Consider the following 22,681-nt stretch of genomic DNA (forward strand, 5'->3'; position numbering starts at 1 on the left):
TGTGCTACCGCCGCAATACGGCCAGCGCCGCGAACGGCCCGCTGGGGCGGATCATGGGTATGGATGCCTCATGCTGCGGCTTACGCCGACGCAGCGGCAGGATCATCGCCGGCGCCGGCGGCCCCTGCTCCCTCGGCGCCAGTACCGGCGCAGGCAGCACACGGAAACCCAGCCGGCGCAGCACCGCCGGCAGCAGATCGGCCTTGATGGCGAAGCGTGAAGCCAGGCCGGCCGGAATCGCCGCCGGCCCGCGCCGCGCTCGGTAACCCAGCTCGCCGGCCACTTTCTCGGCGACGTCCAGCCGCAGCAGGATCGGCCCGGCCTCGATCCAGCCGGCGACCGCCGCGAATCCCGGCGGCCAGCCATGCGGTGCCGCGGCAAGCGACACCAGGCCGGCCGGCGGCAAGGCTGGCGCGGGCACACCGTTAAACAGCGCCCATAGCCGCGCGCGCATCTGCGCGGAGCGTGGCTTCAACAAGGCGGGGATGAACAGCGCGAAGCGGCCGGATCGCACGCCGAACGCCCGCAGCGCGGAACGGATATCGGGCGCCAAGGTCTCCTCATCCACGCCGGGGATGACGCCAAGGGATTCCATCAGGCGATGCAGCGGCCCGCGCAGTGTCGGCCTGTCCCGCGCGGCCGCTTCCGCAGCAAATAGCGGCGCCAGGTCCTGGCGGATCTGCTGATCCGTCCAGGCTTGCAGGCGGCGGCGTATCCGCTCGCGCTCCGCGCCATCCAGAAACGCGCTATCCAGCACCTGGACACGCGGACGCAACGGGGTTTCTCCCCGCTGCAGCCGGGCGACGGGAGCATCGTTCCATGCGAGGATGTGGTCGTCGGTCACGGCGAACGCGGTATCCGGCGCGTTTTCCAGCATCGTCACCCGGCGCGGCATCTCGGCGCGCAAGGATCGACGGGCGGCGCGCAGCACCAGCTTCTTCTCTTCGCCGGCCGCCTCGGGGTCGGGGGCGAAGTCGAAACCCTCGACATGACCGACCAGGTGACCCTCCACCACCACTTCGCCGCGCATGGTGACCGCGGACAGCAGCTCCTCCCCTTCCCCCGCTTCCAGCCGGCGCATCAGATGGGCGGAGCGGCGGTCGACGAAGCGGCTCAGCAGCCGTTCGTGCAGCGCGTCGGACAGCTTGTCCTCGACCTCCCGCGCCTTGGCCTGCCAATGCTGTGTATCCTTCACCCAGTCGGCCCGCGCGGCGATATAGGACCAGACGCGGATGCCGGAGAGGCGCTGCATCAGCGTGTCGATGTCACCCTCCGACCGGTCCAGCGAGGCGATCTGGTTGGCGAGCCAGTCGGTCGGCAATGCCTTTTCCTGCGCCACCTGGGTAAAGACGCGTGCACATAGCCGGGCGTGCGTCTCGTCGGTCAGCTTGCGGAAGTCAGGGATCTGGCAGGCATCCCACAGCAGGCGCAGCCGTGTGCGGCCAACGGCCAGCTTGCGGATATCGCCATCCCGCGACAGAGCCAGCAACGTCTCCAGATCCGAGGCATCGTTGCCGCGCACCAGCCCCGGCCGAGGCGGCGGCGTGGTCAGACTGTCCAGCAGCGCATCGACGCCGGCGAAATCCAGGTCGCTGTTGCGCCAGCACAGCATGTCCAGCGGCTCAAAATGATGCGATTCGACGGCGGCGACGACGTCATCGGACAGCGGTGGGCACTGGGTGGTGGTGCCGAACGTGCCGTCCTTCATGCCCCGCCCTGCCCGGCCGGCAATCTGGCCGATCTCGGCGGCGGTCAGCTTGCGTGGACGATGGCCGTCGAACTTGCCCAGGCCGGCAAAGGCGACATGGTCGACATTCATGTTCAGGCCCATGCCGATCGCGTCGGTAGCGACCAGAAAATCGACCTCCCGGTCCTGGTACAGCGCCACCTGGGCGTTGCGGGTCCGTGGCGACAGCCTGCCCATGACCACGGCGCACCCGCCCTTGCGGCGGCGGATCAGCTCCGCGATCGCGTACACCTCGGCGGCGCTGAAGGCGACCACGGCGGTGCGCGGCGGCAAGCGAACCATCTTCGACGGGCCCGCATAGGTCAGGTGCGACAGGCGCGGCCGGGTCTCCACCTGCGCCTGCGGCACCAGGCGCTGCAGCAGCGGACGGATGGTCTCGCTGCCCAGGAACATGGTTTCGACCATCCCGCGCGCATGCAGCAGCCGGTCGGTGAACACATGGCCGCGATCGGGATCGGCGCAGAGCTGGATCTCATCCACAGCGACGAATTCGGCGGCCCGGTCGAGCGGCATCGCCTCGACCGTGCAGGAGAACCACCGCGCCTCCGGCGGTACGATCTTCTCCTCCCCCGTGATCAGGGCGACGTGCTTCGCGCCCTTGCGTTCGACCATACGGTCGTAATTCTCACGGGCGAGGAGACGCAGCGGAAAACCGATGATTCCGGAAGAGTGCGCCAGCATCCGCTCGATCGCGAGATGTGTCTTGCCGGTGTTGGTCGGGCCGAGGACAGCCTTGACGCGAGCGGCGAAACCGGAGTCGGAGCCGAACATGGCAAGATGTTTGGATGTGGGCAGCCGGAATGCAAGCGATGAAATGATGTTGCGCGGGTTCGGCCGCCGCGCGCCGCATCATCGCACCTGCTGACGCAGGCGCCAGACATAGGCGACGATCTCCGCCACCGCCTTGTAATGCTCCGCCGGGATATCGCTATCCAGCGCGACCAGCCACAAGGCGCGCGCCAGCGGCGGGTTGGACACGACGGGCACGCGGTTGGCCATCGCCACCTCCCGGATTTTCAGGGCCAGCGAGTCGACGCCCTTGGCCACCACCCTGGGCGCGGCGTTGCGGCCTCGCTCATACAGCAGGGCCACGGCGTAGTGGGTGGGGTTCGTCACCACCACCGTGGCCTTCGGCACCGCCTGCATCATCCGCCGCCGCGCGCGCAGCATGCGGATGCGGCGGATGCGAGCCTTGACCTGTGGATTGCCTTCGGTCTCCCGGGCCTCATCCTTGATCTCCTGCCGGCTCATGCGCATCTGGCGCGCGTGGCGGAAGCGCACCCAGGCCAAATCGGCGGCGGCGACCAGCCCTTGCACGCCCAGGCCGGCGAGCAGGATTCCGGCGACGCTACGGCCGATCTCCGCCGGCAGGCGGTGCGGATCCTGGTCCGTCTGCGCCAGCATCCGCCCGACATCGTGGCGCAGCGCGACCCACAGGGCGGCCGACAGCAGCGCCAGTTTCAGCAGGGATTTCACCAGTTCGGTGGCGCCTTCCGGCCCGAACACCCGTTTCAGCCCGGCGGCCGGATTCACGCGTCCGACCTTCGGCGCCAACGCACCGAGGTGCAGCAGGAAGTTGGTCTGCAACAGCACCGCGGCGGCCCCTGCCGCCAGCGTGGCCGCGAGCACCGGCCCGGCGACACGGAACCAGTCCAGCGCCGCCAGGCGCAGGCCCAGCGGCCCGGCCAGCGCCGGCTCCGCATCGCGGGCAAGGAACCGGGCCGTGGCGCGGCCCAGGACGGTCAGCGCGGCCGGCGCGGTCCAGTACAGCACGCCCACCGCGGCGGCGAAGGCGGCGAAGGCGGTCATCTCCCGCGACAGCGGAACATTGCCGGAGGTCCGCGCCTGGTCGAGGTGCCGGGGTGTGGCGGCCTCGGTCCGGTCCTCGGCCGACTGGCTGTCCGACATCCGTCAGCCGCTGCCGGGCAAGGCACCCAGCCATGTCCCGGCCTGGCGTTGCCAGACGGCGATCATGATCCCGGCGGCGACGCTTAGCAGAACCAGCCCGCCCAGGATCTGGCCCGGCATCATCACGAAAAAAATCTGCACCCGGCTCATGACGCGGGTGATCTGTCCCATCGCGACATACCACGCGATGGCGGCCACGACGAAGGGCGAGGCCAGTTGCAGCGCCAGGGCGAAGGTGCTGCCGACCACCTGCAGCGCGGCCTGGGCGCCATCCCCGGCCGGCAGCATGTGTCCCGGCGGGATCAGCGCGAACAGCCCGACCAGGGCGCGCAGCACCAGCGTGTAGAGGCCCGACGCCAGCACGATCACCGGCACCGCGAGCTCGAACAGCCGCGCGAGTGCGGTGGACTGGGCGCCGAGGTCCGCGTCGGGCTGCAGGACGCTGGAGAGACCGAGCAGATAGGCGACGAACTGGGCGGCGATCGGCAGCGCCAGGGTGATCATGCGGGCAAGCCAGCCGAACCACAGGCCGGTGACGACCTCCCCCGCGACGACCAGGGCCATGTTCAGCCCGATCTCCGGCACCGGCGGCAGTGTCGCGGACAGGACCGGCACCAGAAGCACGGACAGGCACAGCGCCAGGCCGATACGGACGATAGCGGGGGACGTGGATTCACCCAGGCCCGGCATCAGCGCCATGACGGCACCGACGCGGGCCAGCACGATCACGAAGGCCGGTGCCCAGGCCAGCAGCTGGCCGATCGTCGGCGAGGCGTCGGCCGCCATCACAGGCCGCCAGCGGCGACCAGGCGGTCCATGACGTGATGCGTGAAGGTCACCAGCGTGGCGGCCATGAACGGCCCCAGCATCAGCATGGCGATGCCGATGGCGACGATCTTCGGCAGGAAGGCCAGCGATGCCTCATTGATCTGGGTGATCGCCTGGATGAAGGAGATCACCAGCCCCACCAGCAGGCCGACGACCAAGGGCGGACCGCCCAGCTTGACGATCACGATCATGCACTCGCGGATCAGCCCCGCGACGTCGAGCCCGGTCATCAGATCGGCATCTTCATGATGTCCTGATAAGCCTGCACCACGCGGTCGCGGATCGCCGTCGCGGTCTGCAAGGTCATCGAGGCATGCGACAGCGCCAGCACCACGTCGGTCAGGTTGCCGCCGCCTTTCAGTGCCTGCGTGGTCTTGTCCTCGGCGTCGTGGCCGGTATCCACGGCCTGCTGCAGGGCCTGCTGCACCGTATTGCCGAAGCTGCCGGCCTGCTGCGTCCCCTGGGTCGCGGTGGCCGCCGGCGCCGTCTCCCGCGCCGTCCGCGCATATGCTGCTGCCGCGTCCGAAGGCCGGATCGTGACGGTGGGAATCGTGCTCATTTCAGCAGGTCGATCGTGCGGTTGAGCATGGTCCGCGAAGCCTGCATCACGGCGACGTCGGCGCTGTAGGACCGCTCCGCCTCCCGCATGTCCATCAGCTCGATGAAGCTGTTGACGTTCGGCAGCTTCACATAGCCCTGCGGGTCGGCGGCCGGATTGGCGGGATCGTATTTCTTCGGAAACTCGCTCTGATCCCGGTTGATCGATTTCACCTGGACCGTATCCACACCGAGGGCGCCGTCGAGTTTCGCCTGAAACGTGATGGTGCGGCGCTGGTATGGATCGGCGCCGGGCGTGCCGCCGGTGGTGTCTGCATTGGCGATATTCTGGGCGATGACGCGCAGCCGCGCCGTTTGCGCCGCCATGCCGTCGGCGGAGACTGCCAGGGATGTGTTCAGGTCGTTGCCGGACATGGTCAGGCCGACTTGCCGAGGGCGGTGGTGAACATGCCCATGTAGGTCTTCCAGATTGTCGTCACGAGGCTCTGGGTCGTTTCCGTGTCGGCGACCTTAGTGAGCTGTTCGTCCAGCGGCACGCCGTTGCCATCCAGCGCCTTGATGGCGGGTGGATTCTTCTTCACCGAGGCAACGCCGCCAGGCCGCGTGCCGGCCATATGGCCGGGCTGGGTCTGCGCCGGAGCCAGATCGCCGGCGCCGGCGAGGAGCTGGTCGAAGGACTGGATATCCTGGCCCTGATAGCCCGGCGTGTTGATGTTGGCGATGTTTGCCGCCAGCACGGTCTGCCGCTGGGCAGCCCAGTCCAGCCGCTTTTCGGCCAGGTCGAAGAGGGCGATGCGCGTCGGGTCCATGGCGGCAGGCTGCCACGAAAGTCTGAACGGATGGTTAATGGGCGCCTTCGCTTCGCCGGGGCGTCCCTGCTGCTCCCGCATGCCAGTTCAAGGCGATTCGCTGTCACGCCAGTCGAGATATTCGCCGCGTATCGAATAAAGAATATGGATGACGGCCACGCCGACAGCAGCTTGTCGAAACTGGTAGCGGCGCTGAGCCAAGATCGGAACTGGGGTTTTTCAGCAGCCTGCTAGACCGTGATATGCGCAAATTAAAATTTTCCAGCGTAGAACGTCAGCCGAATCAGATCGGCGCGACCATCATTCAACGAGGATGAATTCCCGAATTGTCCTAAAAACACGGTCAGGATTATCGACAACGAGATTGTTGCCGCAGTCTGCCAGGCGCTCATGCGATGTCTCATGACGGCGATTATAGAAGGGCATGCATTTCGCAATGTAGTCAGCTGCCCCCTCGGCGGTTGGGCTGGTCCAATAACTTTCCGCCAGGTTGCCGATCTCAGAGCCTCCAAGCCGTCTGAACATCTCAAAGACGGTCGGAAAATCGATCTTCGCAACTGTACTCAATAGGATAAGCTTGCCGGGATGATCGGGATATCGCGTTGCATAGGCCTGAGCACAAACCCGCCGAATGACAGACCGCAGACGATGGGTTTAACGATGCCGAGCGCATCGCAAAGGCCTTTTACGTCATCGCCCCATTGCGCGAGGTTCCAGCTGGCTGGATCAGCTCCAGCGCTGCGGCCGTTACCTCGGTGGTCATAGTAGACAATTTGCGCGACATCGCTGAGGGCGGAAAATGCTGGTTTGAAGCCAGAGTGGTCGAACCCGGGACCTCCATGCAACAAGAGGAGGGCTGGCTTTTCACGCATTCGATCTCCGTCAGGGATCAGACCGGGGTTCTCCACATCGACATAGTGCTTGGCACCGTTCACGTCGACAAACATGGACAGGGCACCTCGATGGTTGTGGGAACCGATTTGGCCTGACGGACCAGACATTCAAGCAACCGGGCGTTTGTGCCGCCGCTGTGCCTTTCCTCCTTTCCTGGGTCATCGGTGATTCGAGCGTCCGATTAACCATTCCTTCACATTTTCCAGCCCACACTGTCGCCGTTCCGACCCGTCCAAAATGGACACACCATCGTGACACCACCCAGAAGCCGCGCATGAGCGGGGAACTCCTCTCCCTGCTTACCGCCGCCGGCGCCCTGCTCGCCGTCCTCCTCCTGATCGCCGCCGGCGCTCGGCTGGCACAATCGCCTGTGCTGCGGGGCACGGCCAACGCCGGCAAAACCCTGGCGCTGCGGGAATCGATCGCACTGGACCCGAAGCGGCGCCTCCACCTGGTGCAGTGCGGCCCCCGGCAGGTGATCGTGCTCACCGGCGGCGCCCGGGACCTCGTGGTCGGCTGGATCGAGCCATCGGCGTGACACGCCTGTCCGTCCTGTCCGTGCTTGTCCTGCTGGCGCTGCCGCCGCTGGCCGCCCACGCCCAGTCGGTCAGCATCGACCTCGGTGCTGCCGGCCAGCCCGGCGCCACTGCGCGGATCGTCCAGCTGACGGCGCTGATCACCGTGCTGTCGCTCGCCCCCAGCCTGATCATGATGATGACGGCGTTCACCCGTATCGTCATCGTGCTGTCGCTGCTGCGCAACGCCCTCAGCACCCAGGGCACGCCGCCCAACATCGTGCTGATCGGCCTGGCGCTGTTCCTGTCCTTCTTCGTCATGCAGCCGACCCTGGAGCAGGCCTGGACCGACGGCATCCAGCCGATGACCGAGGGACGGCTGACCGAGATGGAGGGCATCCGGCGCGCCACCGAACCGTTTCGCGACTTCATGGTGCGGAATACGCGCGACGGCGACGTGGCCTTCTTCGAGGACCTGGCTCGCCGGAACCCGAAAGATCACCCGCCACCGGCCAACGCGCCAGGGCCCGAGGGTCAGGCGGTTCCCTGGCGCATCCTGGTGCCGGCCTTCCTGGTCGGTGAATTGCGCCGTGCGTTCGAGATGGGGTTTCTGCTGTTCCTGCCCTTCCTGGTCATCGACATGGTGGTCGCCAGCCTGCTGATGAGCCTGGGCATGATGATGCTGCCGCCCAGCGCCGTGTCGCTACCGTTCAAGCTGATCTTCTTCGTGCTGGTGGACGGCTGGCGGCTGGTGGCGGGCAGCCTGGTGCAAAGTTTCGCGGGCGGATGAGCCCGCCGCGCTTGAACCGGCGCTTTCCGGTCTGCCAAGGTGTTGGCGTCAAGGCACGATTCCGCCGCGGCCCATCGCCGGTGACCGTGCCCCATGGGGGAGAATTCTACATGCTTGTTCCGAAGACGCCGGGCTGGATCCAGGAGTTCCGCGCTTTCATCATGCGCGGCAACGTGGTTGACCTGGCCGTCGGCATCATCATCGGCGCGGCCTTCACCGCGATCGTCAACAGCCTGGTCAGGGATATCTTCAATCCATTTTTAGGCTTGCTGACCGGCGGCCTGGATTTCTCCAACCTTTTCGTTCCGTTGAACGGACAGCATTACCCCAGCCTGGCCGCCGCGCAGCAGGCCGGCGCCGCGACCGTGAACATCGGCCTGTTCCTCAACGCCATCATCCAGTTCGTCATCGTCAGCTTCGCGATCTTCTGGGTGGTGAAGGCATTGTCGCGCCTGCAGCGCAAGGCCGAGGCCGAACCGGCGCCGCCGCCCAAGAGCGAAGTCTTGCTGACGGAAATCCGCGACCTGCTGAAGGCCCGCACACCGTAGGCTGACGCCGCACCCTTCGGCGCTCCCGGCTGATCCGACATTCCCAAGCCAGCCCGTCACCGATGCGGGCTGGCTTTGGCATCGCCGTCACGTGCCAGCGTCAATGCACCGAAAGCGGTTGCATTTCATGCTGAAGGATCGCGGCAACGGCCACGTTCCGATCCCCGGCGACCGCCATTGGCGTGCCGTCAGCCGCATGAATGGCAAAACCCGCCTGTCCGTTGACAATGATCGGCTTGACATAGGCGATCTGTGAGACGCCCAGTGCCGCCAACTGCGCTTCCGACAAATGGCGAATGTCGAAAGTCCCGATTTCCGTGGCCGGAGCCATGTCCATCTCCGACCGGTCACCCGATCCTGCGTTCATGTATCTGCACTCCTTTCCAGCGGCCTTCCAAGAAGCACCGCCCTGACACTCAGTCCTTGATCCACCGCAGCCTGCTCATACCTTCTCCGGCTTGCTCTCCACGACGGGCCCAAGCTCGGTCCCGTTCGCAGTGGCCGTCTGGCGGGTGATCGGGATATTGCGAACCCGAACCTCCGGTTGCGGCTTGGCCAGATCGATATGCAGCAGCCCGTTGTCCAACCACGCGCCCCGTACCTCGATCCCCTCGGCCAGCACGAAGGAGCGCTGGAATTGCCGAGCGGCGATCCCGCGGTGGAGGAAGATACGGCCCTGGGAATCGTCGGCCTGGCGGCCTCGGATCACCAGCTGGTTGTCCTCCTGCGTGATCTGCAGATCATCCATCGTGAAGCCGGCAACGGCGAGCGTGATGCGCAGCCCGGTCTGGCTGATCTGTTCGATGTTGTAGGGCGGATACCCGTCGGACGAGGACTTCGAAGCCCGCTCGAGCATCTGCTCGAGATGATCGAAACCCAGGAACAACGGCGATGTAAACATCCGTGTGGTCAACGGCCCCCTCCTGCGAGCGAAGCAAGCACCACGACCCGACATGGCATCGCGGCACGAGAACATCTTGGCACCACTGATCACTGTTGCAAGAGGGGGCGTTACGACATTCGCTGTAAGATTCGTGGCAGCAATCGGTATGCCCGCGGTTGATCGGCGGTGGGGGCGCCGCTACATCGCGGTGAGAAAACACATTGGGATGTGAATCCACACATAATCATGTGCCATGAATGACCTCCTGACCCCGCCAGCGGCGGACGGCTCCGTCGACCTGCTGCGGATCGTGATCGCCCCCAGCGCCATCCTGAAGACGAAGTGCCGGGCCGTGGGCGCTGGTGATGACGACGCGGTGCGCGCGCTGATCCCGCGCATGTTCGCCACCATGTACAAGGCGCCCGGCATCGGGCTGGCAGCGCCGCAGGTGGGGGAGAATCTGCGTCTGATCGTGGTCGATGTGGGCCCCGAGGATAAGCGGCAGCCCTACGCGCTGATCAACCCCGAGGTCGTCGCGGCCAGCGACGAAACCTCGACGCGGGAGGAAGGATGCCTGTCGCTGCCGAACCAGTTCGCCGACATCACAAGGCCGTCCGTGGTCAAGGTCCGCTACGTCGATCAAGCCGGCGCTCGGCGGGAGGTCGACGCGGACGGATTGCTGGCGACCTGCCTGCAGCACGAGATCGACCATCTGAACGGCATCCTGTTCGTCGATCACCTGTCCATGCTGAAGCGCAACATGATCATGCGCCGGCTGGTCAAGGAACAGCGCGAGAAGCGCGACGGCGGACGCTGATCCCATGCGGCTGGCCTTCATGGGCAGCCCGGATTTCGCGGTCCCGGCGCTGCGGGCCCTGCATACCGCCGGCCACATCATCGCCGCCGTCTACTGCCAGCCGGCCCGACCGGCAGGGCGCGGGCAGGCGGTCCGGCGCTGCGCGGTGCATGTGGCGGCCGAAAGGCTCGGCCTCCCGGTCCGGACGCCGGAGCGGCTGCGCGGCAACGCCACCGCACTGGCGGAGTTCGCGGCGCTCGACCTGGATGTGGCGGTGGTCGCCGCCTATGGACAGATCCTGCCGCAGGCGATGCTGGACGCGCCGCGCCGGGGCTGCCTGAACATCCATGCCAGCCTGCTGCCCCGCTGGCGCGGTGCGGCGCCGATCCACGCCGCGATCCGTGGTGGTGACACCGAAACCGGGATCACCATCATGCAGATGGACGCCGGCCTGGACACCGGCGCGATGCGGCTGAAGCGGGCGGTGCCGATCACACCGACCACGACAACCGCCACACTGCACGATGAACTGGCACGACTTGGCGCCACCATGATCGTGGAGGTGCTGGCTACCTGGCCCGACGCCGTGCCGCAGCCCGATACCGGCGTCACCTACGCCGCCAAGCTCGGCCGGGAAGACGGCAGGATCGACTGGAGTCAGCCGGCGGATGCGGTCGACCGGCAGGTACGCGCCTTCGATCCCTGGCCTGGTACCTTCACGACACTTCGTGGCGATCCGCTCAAGGTGCTGGCGGTGGCAAAGACAACAGGGCACGGAGAGCCGGGCACCACCTTGGACGACCGGTTGACTGTCGCATGCGGCAACGGCGCGCTGCGGCTGCTGCGCGTGCAGGCTCCCGGACGCAGCGCCATGGACGCCGACGCCTTCCTGCGCGGCCACGCGGTGCCGGCGGGGACCCGCCTGGGCACCCGCCTGGGCGGATGACCCGCTGGGCGCTCAAGCTGGAATATGACGGCACCGGCTTTGTCGGATGGCAACGCCAGGCAACCGGCGTTTCCATCCAGGAGATCCTGGAACAGGCGGCCGCGAAGCTCAACCGGGGCGAGCCAGTGGCGAGCATCGTCGCCGGCCGCACCGATGCCGGTGTGCACGCCGAAGGCCAGGTCGCTCATCTGGACCTGCCCGAGGGCTACCGCGCCGACAAGGTCCGCGATGCGCTGAACTTTCACATGAAGCCGCACGCTGTCGTGGTGGTGCGCGCGGCCGCGGTGGCTGACGGCTTCAGTGCACGTTTCGACGCCATCCGCCGCGCCTATCGCTATCATATCCTGAACCGCCGCAGTCGCCCTGCCCTGTTGCTGCATCGCGCCTGGCATGTTGCCGCGCCGCTGGATGCCGACGCCATGCACCGGGCGGCCCGATCGCTGCTGGGGCGGCACGATTTCACGTCGTTCCGCGCGGCGTCATGCCAGGCGAAATCACCCCTGCGCACGTTGGACCGTCTGGATGTGGCGCGCGACGGCGATGTGGTCACGGTGATCGCCGAGGCTCGCAGCTTTCTGCATCACCAGGTGCGGAACATGGTCGGCACGCTGCGGATGGTCGGCGACGGCACCTGGCCTGAGGAGAGGATTGCCGCGGCCCTCGCCAGCCGCAGCCGAGCGGCGGCGGGACCGACAGCGCCGGCCGAGGGTCTGGCGCTGACCGCGGTCAGCTATCCGGTCGATCCGTTCGCCTGATGCTCGCGGCCTCGATTTCCGTGACCTGGTTCCGTTCCCGCACTGGCTCCGCCCCCTGGAACCCGGCATCATCGTGATAGAATCGTTGCGATGGAAGTCCAGGTAGCCTGACCGATGATACTGTCACCGGCCGAGATCGGGGCCGAGGAAACGATCGCCAGCCTGGTTTTGTGGCTCAAGCTCTGCGTTGAGGCGATCGGCGCGCTGGTCATCGGGCTTGGCAGCGTACTGGCCACCATGCGGTTCGCCCGCGGTTCCTTCCCGCCCACGGCCCGCGACTTCACCGAGGCTCGGCTGACCCTAGCACGATTCCTGTCGATCGCGCTGGAATTCCAGGTGGGCGCGGACATCCTGTCCACCGCGGTGGCCCCAAGCTGGGACGCGGTCGGCAAGCTGGCGGCGATCGCGGTGATCCGGACCGCGCTGAACTACTTCCTCAGCCGCGAAATGCGGGAGGAACTGGCTCATCTGGAGCCCTGAGCCGTTGTTCGACGAAGCCGTCACCCGGTCAGCGAAATCGCGACCATCGCCAGCAGAATGCCGATCAACTGATCGATCACCACGAAGCCGATCGCCATTGCGGTACTGACGTTCAGCGTCAGCCGCGTCGCATACCACTCCAGCCACAACGCCCAGCCGATGGTGATGACCTCCGCTGCCTCGACCAGCATGGGCGGCGCGCCCGCCAGTGCCGGAAGGCCGCCGGCGACCACCAGGACACCCTCGATGACATTGCACCAGTTCCATAACGCGACGAAGCGGAGCCACGCATGCTGCCGCCCGATCGCGGAGGCGATGGCATGCGAGGCTTCAACGAACAGCAGCCAGCCGACCACGAACAGGATCAGTTCGCGCGCCATGTGCTCGCCGGGCTGTGTGGGCATGCCATCCGCGGCCCAGCTCATCAGCAGGCGGCAGACCACGGACGGCATGGCGATGGGGATCGCCAGAAAACTGTGGATCGCGGTCTGGCGGCCGCCCCGCACGAGGCTCACGCCGTCGGGACGCCCGACCGCCAGCCGTGCCGCGCCTGACAGCCCGGCTGCCAGGGATATCAGCGCGCTCATCCGCGATCCGGTGCCAGCAATCCGGGAATCAGCACCGCCGCCGCGGTGCCGGCATTGACCAGCAGCACCAGCAGCACAGCCCTCAGGCCCGACAGCGATAACGCGTTCCGCGCCAGAAACCAGTGCAGCCATAGCGCATAGAAGCCCAGGAACAGGACAAAGCCGGCCGCCACGATGCCCTGGCTGGCGCCGGCGCCGACCGCGATGCTCATGGGCAGCATGGCGAACACCGCGAGGACCGGTAGGATCCATTCGCACCAGTTGAAGGCGGTTGCATAGCGCAGCCATGCCTCCCTCCGGTTCCATCGCCGGGCAATCTCGAACGACAGCACCGCGGGTGTCAGGACCGCGCACAGCGTCATCGCCAGGTCGGTCAAGGCACGCCGTGGCCCCTCGGTGAACAGGCCGAAGCCGGCCCCCACCAGCGGGAACGCGATCAGCGGCGCCAGGCTGGCCAGGAATGCCTGGACCGTACCGCCGAAGCAGGCAATGCCCTCCGCGCGACCGATTGCAATCCGGAACATTCCAGTCAACACGCCGTGGGAGGAAGGCCGCGTCCCGCTCATGTCAGGAAGGCCGAAACCACACCTTGGTAAATCCGCGCGAGGTCGCGCAGCTCAGAGACAGGAACACATTCGTCGACCTGATGCATTGACGCGCCGACCAGACCAAACTCCGCCACCGGACAATAGTTCGCTATGAAACGGGCATCCGACGTGCCACCGCCGGTATCCAGCTTCGGTTCGATCCCGGTTGCCCCGGTGATGGCATTGCGCAGGATGTCCACCAGCGGCCCCGGTTTCGTCACGAACGATTCACCGCTGATCGATGCCTCCAGTTCAAACCGGTCGGCATAACGGGACAGGGTGGCGCGCACCCATTCGATCAGCGATTTGCCGGTATGCTTGTCATTGAAGCGGATGTTCAGCATCGCGCGTGCCGAAGCCGGAATGACGTTGGTTGCGGCGTTGCCGACATCGATGCTGGTGACCTGCAGCGTCGATGGTTCGAACCAGTCGGTGCCGGCGTCCACCGGAGCCGCGGTCAATGCCACCAGCGCCGACAGCAGGCGATGGACCGGATTGTCGGCGCGGTGCGGGTAGGCGACGTGGCCCTGCCGGCCGAGGACCTCGATCCTCATGTTGACGCTGCCGCGGCGGCCGATCTTGACCATGTCGCCCAGCCGGACCGGACAGGTGGGTTCGCCAACCAGGCAGAAATCGGGGATCTCGCCGCGCACCCGCATCCATTCCAGCACCCTGACGGTGCCGTCGACCGCCGGTCCCTCCTCATCGCCGGTGATCAGGAAGCTGATCGAGCCAGCCTGGGATGCGGCGGCGTCGGCTGTCGCCGCCAGATACCGCGCCACGCCGGCGGTGAAGGCGGCGATGGCGCCCTTCATGTCGCAGGCGCCGCGGCCGTACAGCACGCCGTCGCGGACCTCACCGCCGAACGGGTCGCTGCGCCAGTTGGCCGCGCCCACGGGCACCACGTCGGTATGGCCGGCGAAGCAGATATGCGGCCCCTGCGTGCCGCGGCGAGCGTACAGATTCTCGATCTCGCCGAAGCGCAGGCGGTGGACGGTGAAGCCCAGCCGTTCCAGCGCCGCCGCCAGTACGTCCTGGGCGCCGCCGTCGGCGGGCGTGACCGAATGGCATCGGATCAGCGCCTGCGCCAATGGCAGCGGGTCGTGAAGGTCGGTCAATCGCGCAGCAATTCGTTGATGGAGGTCTTGGCGCGCGTCTGCGCGTCCACCGTCTTGACGATGACGGCGCAGTACAACGACGGGCCGGATGAGCCGTCCGGCAACGGCTTGCCAGGCAGCGAGCCGGGCACCACCACCGAATAGGCCGGCACGCGGCCGACATGGATCTGGCCGGTCGCCCGATCGATCACCTTGGTGGACGCCCCGATGAAGACGCCCATCGACAGCACGGCGCCCTGCTCGACGATCACGCCCTCCGCGACCTCGGACCGAGCGCCGATGAAGCAGTCATCCTCGATGATCACCGGGTTGGCCTGCAACGGCTCCAGCACGCCGCCGATACCGACGCCGCCGGACAGATGGCAGTTGGCGCCGATCTGCGCGCAGCTTCCCACCGTAGCCCAGGTATCCACCATGGTGTTGCGGCCGACATAGGCGCCGACATTGACGAAGCTTGGCATCAGCACCGCGCCCGGCGCCACGAAGGCGGATTTGCGCACGACGGCGCCGGGTACCGCGCGGAATCCGGCCTCCTTGAACCGGTTCTCCCCCCAGCCGGCGAACTTCATCGGCACCTTGTCCCAGACCGGCGCGCCGCCAGGTCCTTCCATCGGCCCCGAGTCCGTCAGGCGGAAGGACATCAGCACCGCCTTCTTCAGCCATTGATTGACCCGCCAGTCGGCACCGGTCTTCTCGGCGACGCGGACCTCGCCATTGTCCAGCGCCTCCAAGGCCGCCTCGACCGCGTCGCGGGCGGTTCCCTTGGTGGCGGAAGACAGCGTGTCCCGCTTCTCCCAAAGCTCCTCGATCGGTTGCTGAAGGCTATGCTGCGACATGCGTGACCGTTTCCCGTTTCAAAGCGGCGCGGACGATGCGCAGGGCGCCTTGTCCTGTCAACGGCGGCGACCGCGGCGCGGCAGGTGTGTCCTCACGGCCACGCCGGGCGGCCCGCGAACAGCCTGATGAAAGCCGTTGGCACTTTTCCGGTTCGTCCTCTGGCTGATTACGATTATGTTAGGGAAATCAACGCGGAGCGAAGCGATGTTGGAGTCACGCGATGTCCCTGGCGCGTGAGATCAAGCGCAGGGTGCGGATCGCGCTGCCGCCGGTGATCTTCCTGGCCATCACCGCATATTTCGGCTGGAACGCCACGCAGGGCGACCGCGGACTGGTCGCATACGCGCACCGCAAGGAGCTGCAGGCGCAGGTATTGGCCGACAAGGCTGGCGCACAGGCCGAACGAGATGCGTGGGAGACGCGGGTGAAAGGCCTGCGGCCCCAGCACCTGAATCCGGACACGCTGGATGAGCGGGCGCGGGCGATGCTGAACCTGGCGCTGCCGGATGAGGTCATCGTGAAACTGTCGCCGCAGGATAAGCTGTTCTGACCATCCCCTCCGCATCCGTGATGCGGTGCAGGAGGACATCTCGTGGCGCGCTTCGCGGCGATCGGCCTGGATCATCGGCATATCTACGACCTGACCGCCGGCCTGCTGGCCGCCGGCGCCGTCTGCGCGGGTCATGACCCGGTCACCACCGACGCACGCAGGCATCACCACGCCCGCGCAGCTGGATGCCGTCGAGGCTGTGGCTCGGGACACCGGCCGCATCTGGTCGGTTGCGCTGGGCACGCTGCTGTCCCCCGCCGTGCAGGCGGCGCTGCGCGTGGCCCGCTCCGGCGAGCTCGGCCGCCTGGTGTCGCTGACCGCACTGGCGCCACACCGGCTGAACCGTGCCCTGCGCCCGGCCTGGTTCTTCGAACGCGATGCCTATGGCGGGATCATCAACGATATCGGCGTTCATTCCATCGATACATTCCTGGCCTTCGCGGACACCACGGAGGCGACGGTCGCCATGGCCACGGTCGGCTGCTTCGGCACGCCGCCCCCCGGCTTCGAGGATTTCGCCGAGGTTAGCCTGCGCGGCGGCGGCATGACCGGTACGATGCGGGTGGACTGGTTCACGCCGGACGGGCTCCCTGACTGGGGGGACGGCCGGCTGTTCCTGGTCGGCACCGACGGCACGCTGGAGCTGCGGAAGAACCTGGATATCGAGGGACGGGCCGGCGGCGATCATATGTTCGTCGTCAACCGGGAGCGGACACGCTATGTGGATTGCGGCGGCCTGCCGGTCGCCTATTACCGTGATTTCCTCGCCGATATCCGTGATCGTGCCGGCCGAGTGGCGCAGGACGGCCGCATCGCCGCGGCCTGCCGGCTGGCGTTGCGTTGCCAGGCCGAGGCGGACCGGTTCACGCCCTGACGGCGATTTCAGTCAGGCCCATCGCCAGGACGCGGCGCAGATCGGCCGGCGCAAGTGCCACGCATCCCTCGGTCGGCGTATAGTCCGGACGGGCGATGTGCAGGAAGATGGCGGAGCCCCGGCCGGGCACGACGGGCGACAGGTTCCAGTCCAGCACGCCGATGATGTCATAGAGACCGTCCTCGCGCCACAAGGCCTCCGCGCTGCCAGCGATGGGCAATGTCACGCGCTGGTTGTAAACCGGCAGAGCCGGATCGTCGCACCAGCCATCCATCGGGGTCAGCGCCACCACCGGCACCGCCGTCTCCGGCTTTGCTTCCCGGTCCGGCCGATACAGCACGCGCACCAGCCGCATGGTGGCCAGGGGCGTCGCTCCGTCCCCTTCCCGCTTGTCCGCGCGAACGCCGCCCTTTCCGATCGCGGAACGGAAGACGTCCGATCCGAAAATGAACAGACCATCGGCGGTGACAATCGCTTGCATGGCAGAGGCTCGTTCGGTTTGGCGGCGGTGGGATCCGGTTCTATCGTGCCGGCATTCCAAGGAGGAAACTTATGGCCCGCGTACCCTATCTGGAAGTCTCCGACCTGTCGGCCGAGGACCAGGACCTGCTGAAGCGCCCGATCTGGCTGTTCAAGGCACTGGTGAATTCTCCCAAGGCGGCACGCGCGTTCTCGGGGCTGGGCGGTTATATCCGGTATGGCAGCAAGCTCGATTCTCGCCTGCGCGAACTGGCCATTCTCCAGGTCGGCTGGCTTGCCCGGTCGCCGTACGAGTGGTCCCATCATGTGAAGCTGGGCTACGATTTCGGCGTCACGGATGCGGATATCCGGGCCTTGATCGATGATACGGCCGGCAAGCCGACGAGTCTGGCGCCATTGGACCGGACCGTGCTAAAGGCGGCGCGGGAGATGACCAACGGCGGCGCGATGGCGGAAGCGACGTTCAACGCGCTGCAGAAGGAACTGGGCAACGAACTGGTGGTGGACCTGACATTGACGATCGGGTTCTACAATGCCGTGGTACGGGTCCTGGGCACGCTGCAGATCGATGTGGAACCGGAATATATGCCGTATCTGCAGAAATATCCGTTTCCGGCTGCCTCGTAAGCGATCTTGCACCGAAGCCGTCGACCATCTGTCTTGACTGCCGATCGCAGACGGCGAGGCCTCTGACCGTTCCACGCCTCCCCGTCATGGCGGGCAAAGACCCGCTGCCCGCAATCTTGCGGAAAAGGCATAGGCGTGGATTGGGAGTTTTCGAGTAAGGCGTACGTGCCGAGCCTGCGCCCGGCACGGCGGCCGGCCACGTCGGTTCGCCGACGTCAATGCCGCCTGATATCAGCCAAGCTGGTGCTTGACGGCATCGGACGGCGCCGATAGCGACCGCTAGAGACTCCGGTTCGCTCGGGCAACCACTGCCTCGAACAGCACCTGGCAGCCTGCCTCGGCTTCCTCCGGCTTGATGCTCTCCGCCTCGTTGTGCGACAGGCCGTCCTTGCACGGAGTGAAGATCATCGCCGTCGGCACGTGCCGCGCGACATACACCGCATCATGCCCCGCGCCGGACACGATCTCCCGCGTCGCGTAGCCCAGCTTCTGCGCACCCTGCCGCACAAGGTCGACACAGGACGGATCGAAAGGCTGCGCCGGAATGCGGAACAGCACCGACAGGCCCAGTTGCACGCCGCACGCCTCGGCGAGCCGCCGCGCCTCCGGTTGGAACGCCTCATCCATCCGGGTCACCTCGTCCGCCGACGGATGACGGAATTCCGCCGAGAACCGGACCTCGCCGGGCACCACATTCCGGCTGTTCGGAAAAACCTGCAACTGCCCGACCGTCCCGCGTCCGTCTTCGCCGCGCGCGCGCATGATCCGGTCCACCAGATCGATGATTCGAGCCGCGCAGACCAGGGCGTCCTTGCGGGTCGAGGGCGGCGTGGTGCCGGCGTGGCTGTCCTGGCCAGTGACAACCAGATCGTACCACACCTGCGCCTGCGCGCCGGTGACGATACCGATCTGCTTATCCTCCCGCTCCAGGAATGGTCCCTGCTCGATGTGCAGCTCAAAATAGGCATCGGCGGCGAAGGGGGTGGCGCGTTCCGAACCGCGGTACCCGATCTCATCCAACGCGGTGGCGACCGTCGTGCCTTCCAGATCGGTCAGGCCGTAGACCTTGTCCAGCGCATAGACACCTGTCCATACGCCGGAGCCCATCAGCGAATGGCCGAAGCGGCTGCCTTCCTCATCCGTCCAGTTGATCAGTTCCAACGGCGCTTCGGTGGTGATGCCAAGGTCGTTCAGCGACCGCATCACTTCCAGCCCGGCGAGCACACCCAGCGCGCCGTCGAACTTTCCGCCGGAAGGTTGGCTATCCAGGTGGCTGCCGAACAGCACCGGCGCCCGGTTCGGGTCGCGTCCCGGCCGGCGGGCGAACATGTTGCCGATCTCATCGACCCGGACGGTCAGGCCCAAAGCCTCACATTCCGCCTTGAACCTGTCCCGTCCGCGCTTGTCGACATCGGTCAGGGTCAGTCGCCGCACGCCACCCTTTGGCGTGGCACCGATTTCGGCAAAGCTCATCAGGCTGTCCCAAAGGCGCTTGCCGTCAATGCGTTGATTGGTCTGCGAAGGAGCGGTCTGTGGCATGGCCCCGACTCTTGCCTCGCCAACCGCGCCGCGCAAGCCGGAATTTCGACAGTGGAATATCAGCGTCCCGCTATCGCCAGCCGCGGGCCAGCTTGCGCACGGCGGTGGAGGCGTTGCGCTTCCCCTCGCCGGCGTAGTCCTCGTGATACTCTTCGATGCGCGCCGGATCGTAGAGATAGTTGACCATCATCGTCGCGCTTTCCCGCCCGCCCTTGTCGGACGTGTCAGCGGCGACATTCAGCCGCTCCACCCGCGCGCCGTTGGACAGGTGGAAATGCGCCACCGGATCCCTGGCCCGTTTCCCGTTGGCTTCCACCAGCAGGTAGCGCGCGCACAACCGGGTCAGCACCGGTTCGGCGGCCGCCCTCAACGCCGGATCGCGCCACCAGTGCCGCTTCGCCAGGATGTGCGCCAAGGCGGTGGGACCATCGATCGCCGGCAGCACGTCCGTCAGTCCCTTGGTCTCGTCGTCACTCAGCAGATCGGGCTCCGGTGCCGCCAGCAGCGGATCGAGCCAACGGCGGAAGCCGGGAATCGGTGACAGGGTGGCAAAGGTCTTCAGATTGCGGAACTCGGTGGACAGCTCTTCCACCACCCGCTTGATCAGGAAGTTGCCGAAGCTGATTCCGGCCAGTCCGGCCTGGCAGTTGCTGATCGAATAGAAGATGGCGGTGTCCGCCTCCCGCGGGTCCAGCACCGGCGCCTTCTCATCCAGCAGGTTCTGCACGCTGCCGGACAGCCCCCGGACCAGCGCGACTTCGACGAAGATCAATGGTTCGCCTGGCATGCGGGGGTGGAAGAAGGCGTAGCAGCGGCGATCGGAGTCCAACCGGTTTTTCAGATCGCGCCAGGAGCGGATGGCGTGCACCGCCTCATAATCCACCAGCTTTTCCAGCAGCGCGGCGGGGCTGTGCCAATCGATCCGCCGCATTTCCAGGAAGCTGATATCGAACCACGCGCCCAGCAGGCTGCGCAGATCCGATTCAAGCGCGGCCAGCAGCTTGTCCTTGCCGCGCACCTTCAGCAGGAAGCCGCGCAAGTCGACCAGGAACTTCTGGCCGTCCGGAATAGCCGTGAACTGCGTCAACAGGCGCAGACGCGGCGGTTCCAGCGCCTTGCGCAAGGCCGCCTTGGCGATCGCCCGCTCCTCGGCATCCTCGGCCGCCTGCACCTTCGTATAGGCATCCGCCACGGTCGCCGGATCGGAATCGAAGCTCGCCAGGGTGCGCAGGAAGGTCTTCCGGCCCTCCTCATCTCTGGTGAGATAGGTCTGTGCCAGCTTGGCGGCCCGATTGCGCGCGCTGACCTCGCCGCCGCGGCCAGCGAGGCAGGCCTGCATCTGCGTCTCCAGCGTCTCGTCGGCTTCTCCGCCGACGCTGGAGGCCATGTCACGCCATACAGTGGTAATGCGACGGAACGCCCGGTCCAACAGGCCGCTGGAAATTAAAGCGTCGCTCATAGCGCGTGCCTCGTAGCTGAGGCTCTGACTATAGCCGAAATGCCGGCGAATTCTGTGTTTTTAATGCGTCAGCGCAAACGCGCGGAAGCGTCGGCAACAGGTCCTCGACCACCAGGCCGGGACCGGCGGCGTGAGCCGCCATCCCGTGCAGATAGGCGCCCGCGGCGGCAGCGTCCCAGGCGGGCAGGCCCTGGCCGAGCAGACCGCCGATCAGGCCGGAGAGGACATCGCCGGCCCCGGCAGTGGCAAGCCAGGGCGGTGCCGAGGCGTTGATCGCCGCCCGTCCGTCCGGGGCGGCGATCACGGTATCGGCGCCCTTCAGCAGTACAACGGCGCCAGTCCGGACGGCGGCCTCCCGCGCGGCGGCCAGCCGGTCCGAGGCGGGCGCACCGAAGATGCGGGCGAACTCTCCGGCATGCGGGGTGAGGACGGCGGCGCCGCGCAGGGCGTCCGGGTCTCCGGCGAAGGCGGAAAAGACATCGGCATCGCCGACCACGGCACGGCCGGCGGCGATCAGGGCGGGAAACGCCGCCTTCGCATCCGCCACCCCCAGTCCAGGCCCGCAGATCCACACTTTGCGCCGCCGGTCTTCCAGCAACTCGGATAGCGGGGCCCCGGTGACCAGCAGGCCGGGTTCGCCGCTGCGATACACATCGCCGGCGCCACGCGCGGCGATGCTGACCATCCCCGCACCCACGCGACGAGCGGCCGCGGCGGCGAGCCGCGCGGCGCCGGTCATCACCGCTCCGCCCAAAACGGTGACATGGCCCCGGGTGTATTTGTTGGCATCCGCGCCCGGTTCCGGCAGGTGCCACAGCCCCGGCAGGTTGGTGACGGTATGCGGCGCGATCGGCCCCAGCACTGCGGGCGGGATGCCGATATCGGCCAGCACAACACGCCCGCACAAGTCGCGGCCCGGCAGCATCAGGTGGCCCGGCTTCAGCCGGAAGAAGGTCACCGTCATGTCAGCAGCCGGCGCATAGCCGCCGACCAGTCCGGTCGCACCGTCCATGCCGGATGGCACGTCTACCGCCACGACCCGCCGCGCGGCCGCCAGCGTCTCCGCGACGAGACCCGTGACCGGCCGGGTCAGACCCGCACCGAACACCGCATCGATCACCAGATCGGCGCGCGCTGCCTCGGCGGGCGTGAACGGCGCCATCGGCCCGTCCCACAGCCGAGCGGCACCCGCGGCGTCGGATTCCTCGCGCGGCGGGCCGAGCGCGGCCAGCCGGACAGGCCAACCCTGCTGTCGGAGGATCCGGCCCGCGACATAGCCGTCGCCGCCATTGTTGCCAGGCCCGGCGAGCACCAGCACGCGGCCACGCTGGCAAAGCCGCATGATCGCGCGGGCCACGGCGCGGCCGGCTGCCTCCATCAACGCGGGACCGGGCCAGCCATACGATGCCGCCGCCTTGTCCGCCTGGCTCATCTGGTCGGGGGTCAGGAGGGCGGCGCGACCTGCGAGCCCACGCAACAGGGACAGGCTCGGATCAATGGGTTCGGAAAGCATCATGGGGAGAGAGGATACATGAGCCCCTCCCCTATCTCACAACGGTGATGTGG

29 protein-coding genes are annotated in these 22,681 nt (G+C 66.9%); 10 read left to right on the forward strand and 19 right to left on the reverse strand.

Annotated elements, in window-relative coordinates; genetic code table 11:
• Nucleotides 1-4: 4 nt before the first annotated feature.
• The 9 genes from VHC04_RS14100 to VHC04_RS14140 form a co-directional block, all read right to left on the reverse strand.
• The gene (locus VHC04_RS14100) at nt 5-2,518 is read right to left on the reverse strand and encodes a helicase-related protein (RefSeq protein ID WP_325682279.1); all 2,514 of its coding nucleotides are present in this window, start codon (nt 2,516-2,518) and stop codon (nt 5-7) included.
• Between the two features lie 78 nt (nt 2,519-2,596).
• On the reverse strand, nt 2,597-3,655 hold the full coding sequence (locus VHC04_RS14105; protein WP_325682281.1) for an EscU/YscU/HrcU family type III secretion system export apparatus switch protein: 1,059 nt from the start codon (nt 3,653-3,655) through the stop codon (nt 2,597-2,599).
• A gap of 3 nt (nt 3,656-3,658) precedes the next feature.
• Nucleotides 3,659-4,441, reverse strand: a complete 783-nt coding sequence (locus VHC04_RS14110) for a flagellar biosynthetic protein FliR (protein ID WP_325682283.1) — start codon at nt 4,439-4,441, stop codon at nt 3,659-3,661.
• The gene (locus VHC04_RS14115; RefSeq protein ID WP_325682285.1) at nt 4,441-4,713 is read right to left on the reverse strand and encodes a flagellar biosynthetic protein FliQ; all 273 of its coding nucleotides are present in this window, start codon (nt 4,711-4,713) and stop codon (nt 4,441-4,443) included. The genes VHC04_RS14110 and VHC04_RS14115 overlap by 1 nt, the downstream gene beginning before the upstream one ends.
• On the reverse strand, nt 4,713-5,042 hold the full coding sequence (gene fliE, locus VHC04_RS14120; RefSeq protein ID WP_325682287.1) for a flagellar hook-basal body complex protein FliE: 330 nt from the start codon (nt 5,040-5,042) through the stop codon (nt 4,713-4,715). Before fliE ends, VHC04_RS14115 begins: the two co-directional genes overlap by 1 nt.
• Nucleotides 5,039-5,455, reverse strand: coding sequence for a flagellar basal body rod protein FlgC (flgC, locus tag VHC04_RS14125; RefSeq protein ID WP_325682290.1), 417 nt, complete (start codon nt 5,453-5,455; stop codon nt 5,039-5,041). Before flgC ends, fliE begins: the two co-directional genes overlap by 4 nt.
• 2 nt (nt 5,456-5,457) lie before the next feature.
• Nucleotides 5,458-5,850, reverse strand: a complete 393-nt coding sequence (locus VHC04_RS14130) for a flagellar basal body rod protein FlgB (protein ID WP_325682292.1) — start codon at nt 5,848-5,850, stop codon at nt 5,458-5,460.
• Nucleotides 5,851-6,101: 251 nt separating this feature from the next.
• The gene (locus VHC04_RS14135) at nt 6,102-6,242 is read right to left on the reverse strand and encodes a hypothetical protein (RefSeq protein WP_325682296.1); all 141 of its coding nucleotides are present in this window, start codon (nt 6,240-6,242) and stop codon (nt 6,102-6,104) included.
• A 171-nt stretch (nt 6,243-6,413) separates the two neighbouring features.
• Nucleotides 6,414-6,797, reverse strand: coding sequence for an alpha/beta fold hydrolase (locus tag VHC04_RS14140; RefSeq protein WP_325682298.1), 384 nt, complete (start codon nt 6,795-6,797; stop codon nt 6,414-6,416).
• 221 nt (nt 6,798-7,018) lie between these two features.
• On the opposite strand from VHC04_RS14140, the gene VHC04_RS14145 reads away from it, so the two are divergent.
• The 3 genes from VHC04_RS14145 (at nt 7,019) to mscL (ending at nt 8,597) form a co-directional block, all read left to right on the forward strand.
• Complete coding sequence (locus VHC04_RS14145) at nt 7,019-7,282, forward strand: hypothetical protein (RefSeq protein ID WP_325682300.1); 264 nt, start codon at nt 7,019-7,021, stop codon at nt 7,280-7,282.
• On the forward strand, nt 7,279-8,049 hold the full coding sequence (gene fliP / locus VHC04_RS14150; RefSeq protein WP_325682302.1) for a flagellar type III secretion system pore protein FliP: 771 nt from the start codon (nt 7,279-7,281) through the stop codon (nt 8,047-8,049). Before VHC04_RS14145 ends, fliP begins: the two co-directional genes overlap by 4 nt.
• 110 nt (nt 8,050-8,159) lie before the next feature.
• The gene (gene mscL / locus VHC04_RS14155; RefSeq protein ID WP_325682304.1) at nt 8,160-8,597 is read left to right on the forward strand and encodes a large conductance mechanosensitive channel protein MscL; all 438 of its coding nucleotides are present in this window, start codon (nt 8,160-8,162) and stop codon (nt 8,595-8,597) included.
• Between the two features lie 100 nt (nt 8,598-8,697).
• Here mscL and VHC04_RS14160 read toward each other — a convergent pair whose 3' ends face one another.
• Both VHC04_RS14160 and VHC04_RS14165 read right to left on the reverse strand, forming a co-directional pair.
• Nucleotides 8,698-8,964 carry a DUF1150 family protein gene (locus tag VHC04_RS14160; protein ID WP_325682306.1) on the reverse strand — a complete coding sequence of 89 codons (267 nt, stop codon included), beginning with the start codon at nt 8,962-8,964 and terminating at the stop codon, nt 8,698-8,700.
• Nucleotides 8,965-9,039: 75 nt separating this feature from the next.
• Nucleotides 9,040-9,510, reverse strand: a complete 471-nt coding sequence (locus VHC04_RS14165; RefSeq protein ID WP_325682308.1) for an Hsp20 family protein — start codon at nt 9,508-9,510, stop codon at nt 9,040-9,042.
• Between the two features lie 223 nt (nt 9,511-9,733).
• Between VHC04_RS14165 and def the strand changes: the two genes are divergently transcribed.
• The 4 genes from def (at nt 9,734) to VHC04_RS14185 (ending at nt 12,457) form a co-directional block, all read left to right on the forward strand.
• Complete coding sequence (def, locus tag VHC04_RS14170) at nt 9,734-10,297, forward strand: peptide deformylase (RefSeq protein ID WP_325682310.1); 564 nt, start codon at nt 9,734-9,736, stop codon at nt 10,295-10,297.
• Between the two features lie 4 nt (nt 10,298-10,301).
• Complete coding sequence (fmt, locus tag VHC04_RS14175; protein WP_325682312.1) at nt 10,302-11,222, forward strand: methionyl-tRNA formyltransferase; 921 nt, start codon at nt 10,302-10,304, stop codon at nt 11,220-11,222.
• On the forward strand, nt 11,219-11,977 hold the full coding sequence (truA, locus tag VHC04_RS14180) for a tRNA pseudouridine(38-40) synthase TruA (protein ID WP_325682314.1): 759 nt from the start codon (nt 11,219-11,221) through the stop codon (nt 11,975-11,977). The genes fmt and truA overlap by 4 nt, the downstream gene beginning before the upstream one ends.
• Before the next feature lie 114 nt (nt 11,978-12,091).
• The gene (locus VHC04_RS14185; protein WP_325682316.1) at nt 12,092-12,457 is read left to right on the forward strand and encodes a DUF1622 domain-containing protein; all 366 of its coding nucleotides are present in this window, start codon (nt 12,092-12,094) and stop codon (nt 12,455-12,457) included.
• A 20-nt stretch (nt 12,458-12,477) separates the two neighbouring features.
• On the opposite strand, the gene VHC04_RS14190 is transcribed toward VHC04_RS14185, so the two are convergent.
• The 4 genes from VHC04_RS14190 to dapD are packed head-to-tail and all read right to left on the reverse strand — an operon-like array spanning nt 12,478 to nt 15,585.
• A complete protein-coding gene (locus VHC04_RS14190; RefSeq protein WP_325682318.1) occupies nt 12,478-13,044 on the reverse strand; it encodes a hypothetical protein in 567 nt (188 codons plus the stop codon).
• Nucleotides 13,041-13,568, reverse strand: coding sequence for a hypothetical protein (locus VHC04_RS14195; protein WP_325682320.1), 528 nt, complete (start codon nt 13,566-13,568; stop codon nt 13,041-13,043). Before VHC04_RS14195 ends, VHC04_RS14190 begins: the two co-directional genes overlap by 4 nt.
• Nucleotides 13,569-13,606: 38 nt before the next feature.
• Nucleotides 13,607-14,749 carry a succinyl-diaminopimelate desuccinylase gene (gene dapE, locus VHC04_RS14200; protein WP_325682322.1) on the reverse strand — a complete coding sequence of 381 codons (1,143 nt, stop codon included), beginning with the start codon at nt 14,747-14,749 and terminating at the stop codon, nt 13,607-13,609.
• Complete coding sequence (dapD, locus tag VHC04_RS14205; protein WP_325682325.1) at nt 14,746-15,585, reverse strand: 2,3,4,5-tetrahydropyridine-2,6-dicarboxylate N-succinyltransferase; 840 nt, start codon at nt 15,583-15,585, stop codon at nt 14,746-14,748. Before dapD ends, dapE begins: the two co-directional genes overlap by 4 nt.
• Before the next feature lie 221 nt (nt 15,586-15,806).
• Here dapD and VHC04_RS14210 point away from each other — a divergent pair, with 221 nt between their 5' ends.
• Together VHC04_RS14210 and VHC04_RS14215 are read left to right on the forward strand one after the other, a co-directional pair.
• Entirely contained in the window at nt 15,807-16,136 is a 330-nt protein-coding gene (locus tag VHC04_RS14210) for an FtsB family cell division protein (RefSeq protein ID WP_325682327.1), read from the forward strand.
• 133 nt (nt 16,137-16,269) lie between these two features.
• Nucleotides 16,270-17,010 carry a Gfo/Idh/MocA family protein gene (locus tag VHC04_RS14215; protein WP_325682329.1) on the forward strand — a complete coding sequence of 247 codons (741 nt, stop codon included), beginning with the start codon at nt 16,270-16,272 and terminating at the stop codon, nt 17,008-17,010.
• Here the strand turns inward: VHC04_RS14215 and VHC04_RS14220 are convergent.
• Nucleotides 17,000-17,491: a L,D-transpeptidase family protein gene (locus VHC04_RS14220; protein ID WP_325682331.1), complete on the reverse strand. Its 492-nt coding sequence runs from the start codon at nt 17,489-17,491 to the stop codon at nt 17,000-17,002. The genes VHC04_RS14215 and VHC04_RS14220 overlap by 11 nt on opposite strands.
• 71 nt (nt 17,492-17,562) lie before the next feature.
• Here VHC04_RS14220 and VHC04_RS14225 point away from each other — a divergent pair, with 71 nt between their 5' ends.
• Nucleotides 17,563-18,117 (forward strand): carboxymuconolactone decarboxylase family protein, encoded by a 555-nt coding sequence (locus VHC04_RS14225; protein ID WP_325682333.1) that lies wholly within the window; start codon nt 17,563-17,565, stop codon nt 18,115-18,117.
• A 279-nt stretch (nt 18,118-18,396) separates the two neighbouring features.
• Here the strand turns inward: VHC04_RS14225 and VHC04_RS14230 are convergent, their stop codons facing one another.
• The 3 genes from VHC04_RS14230 to VHC04_RS14240 form a co-directional block, all read right to left on the reverse strand.
• A complete protein-coding gene (locus VHC04_RS14230) occupies nt 18,397-19,656 on the reverse strand; it encodes a Zn-dependent hydrolase (protein ID WP_325682335.1) in 1,260 nt (419 codons plus the stop codon).
• 70 nt (nt 19,657-19,726) lie between these two features.
• On the reverse strand, nt 19,727-21,115 hold the full coding sequence (locus VHC04_RS14235) for a malonyl-CoA decarboxylase (RefSeq protein ID WP_325682337.1): 1,389 nt from the start codon (nt 21,113-21,115) through the stop codon (nt 19,727-19,729).
• Nucleotides 21,116-21,143: 28 nt separating this feature from the next.
• Complete coding sequence (locus VHC04_RS14240; RefSeq protein WP_325682339.1) at nt 21,144-22,631, reverse strand: NAD(P)H-hydrate dehydratase; 1,488 nt, start codon at nt 22,629-22,631, stop codon at nt 21,144-21,146.
• Between the last annotated feature and the right edge of the window lie 50 nt (nt 22,632-22,681).

The organism is Rhodopila sp. (assembly GCF_035548095.1).
Taxonomy (GTDB): domain Bacteria; phylum Pseudomonadota; class Alphaproteobacteria; order Acetobacterales; family Acetobacteraceae; genus Rhodopila.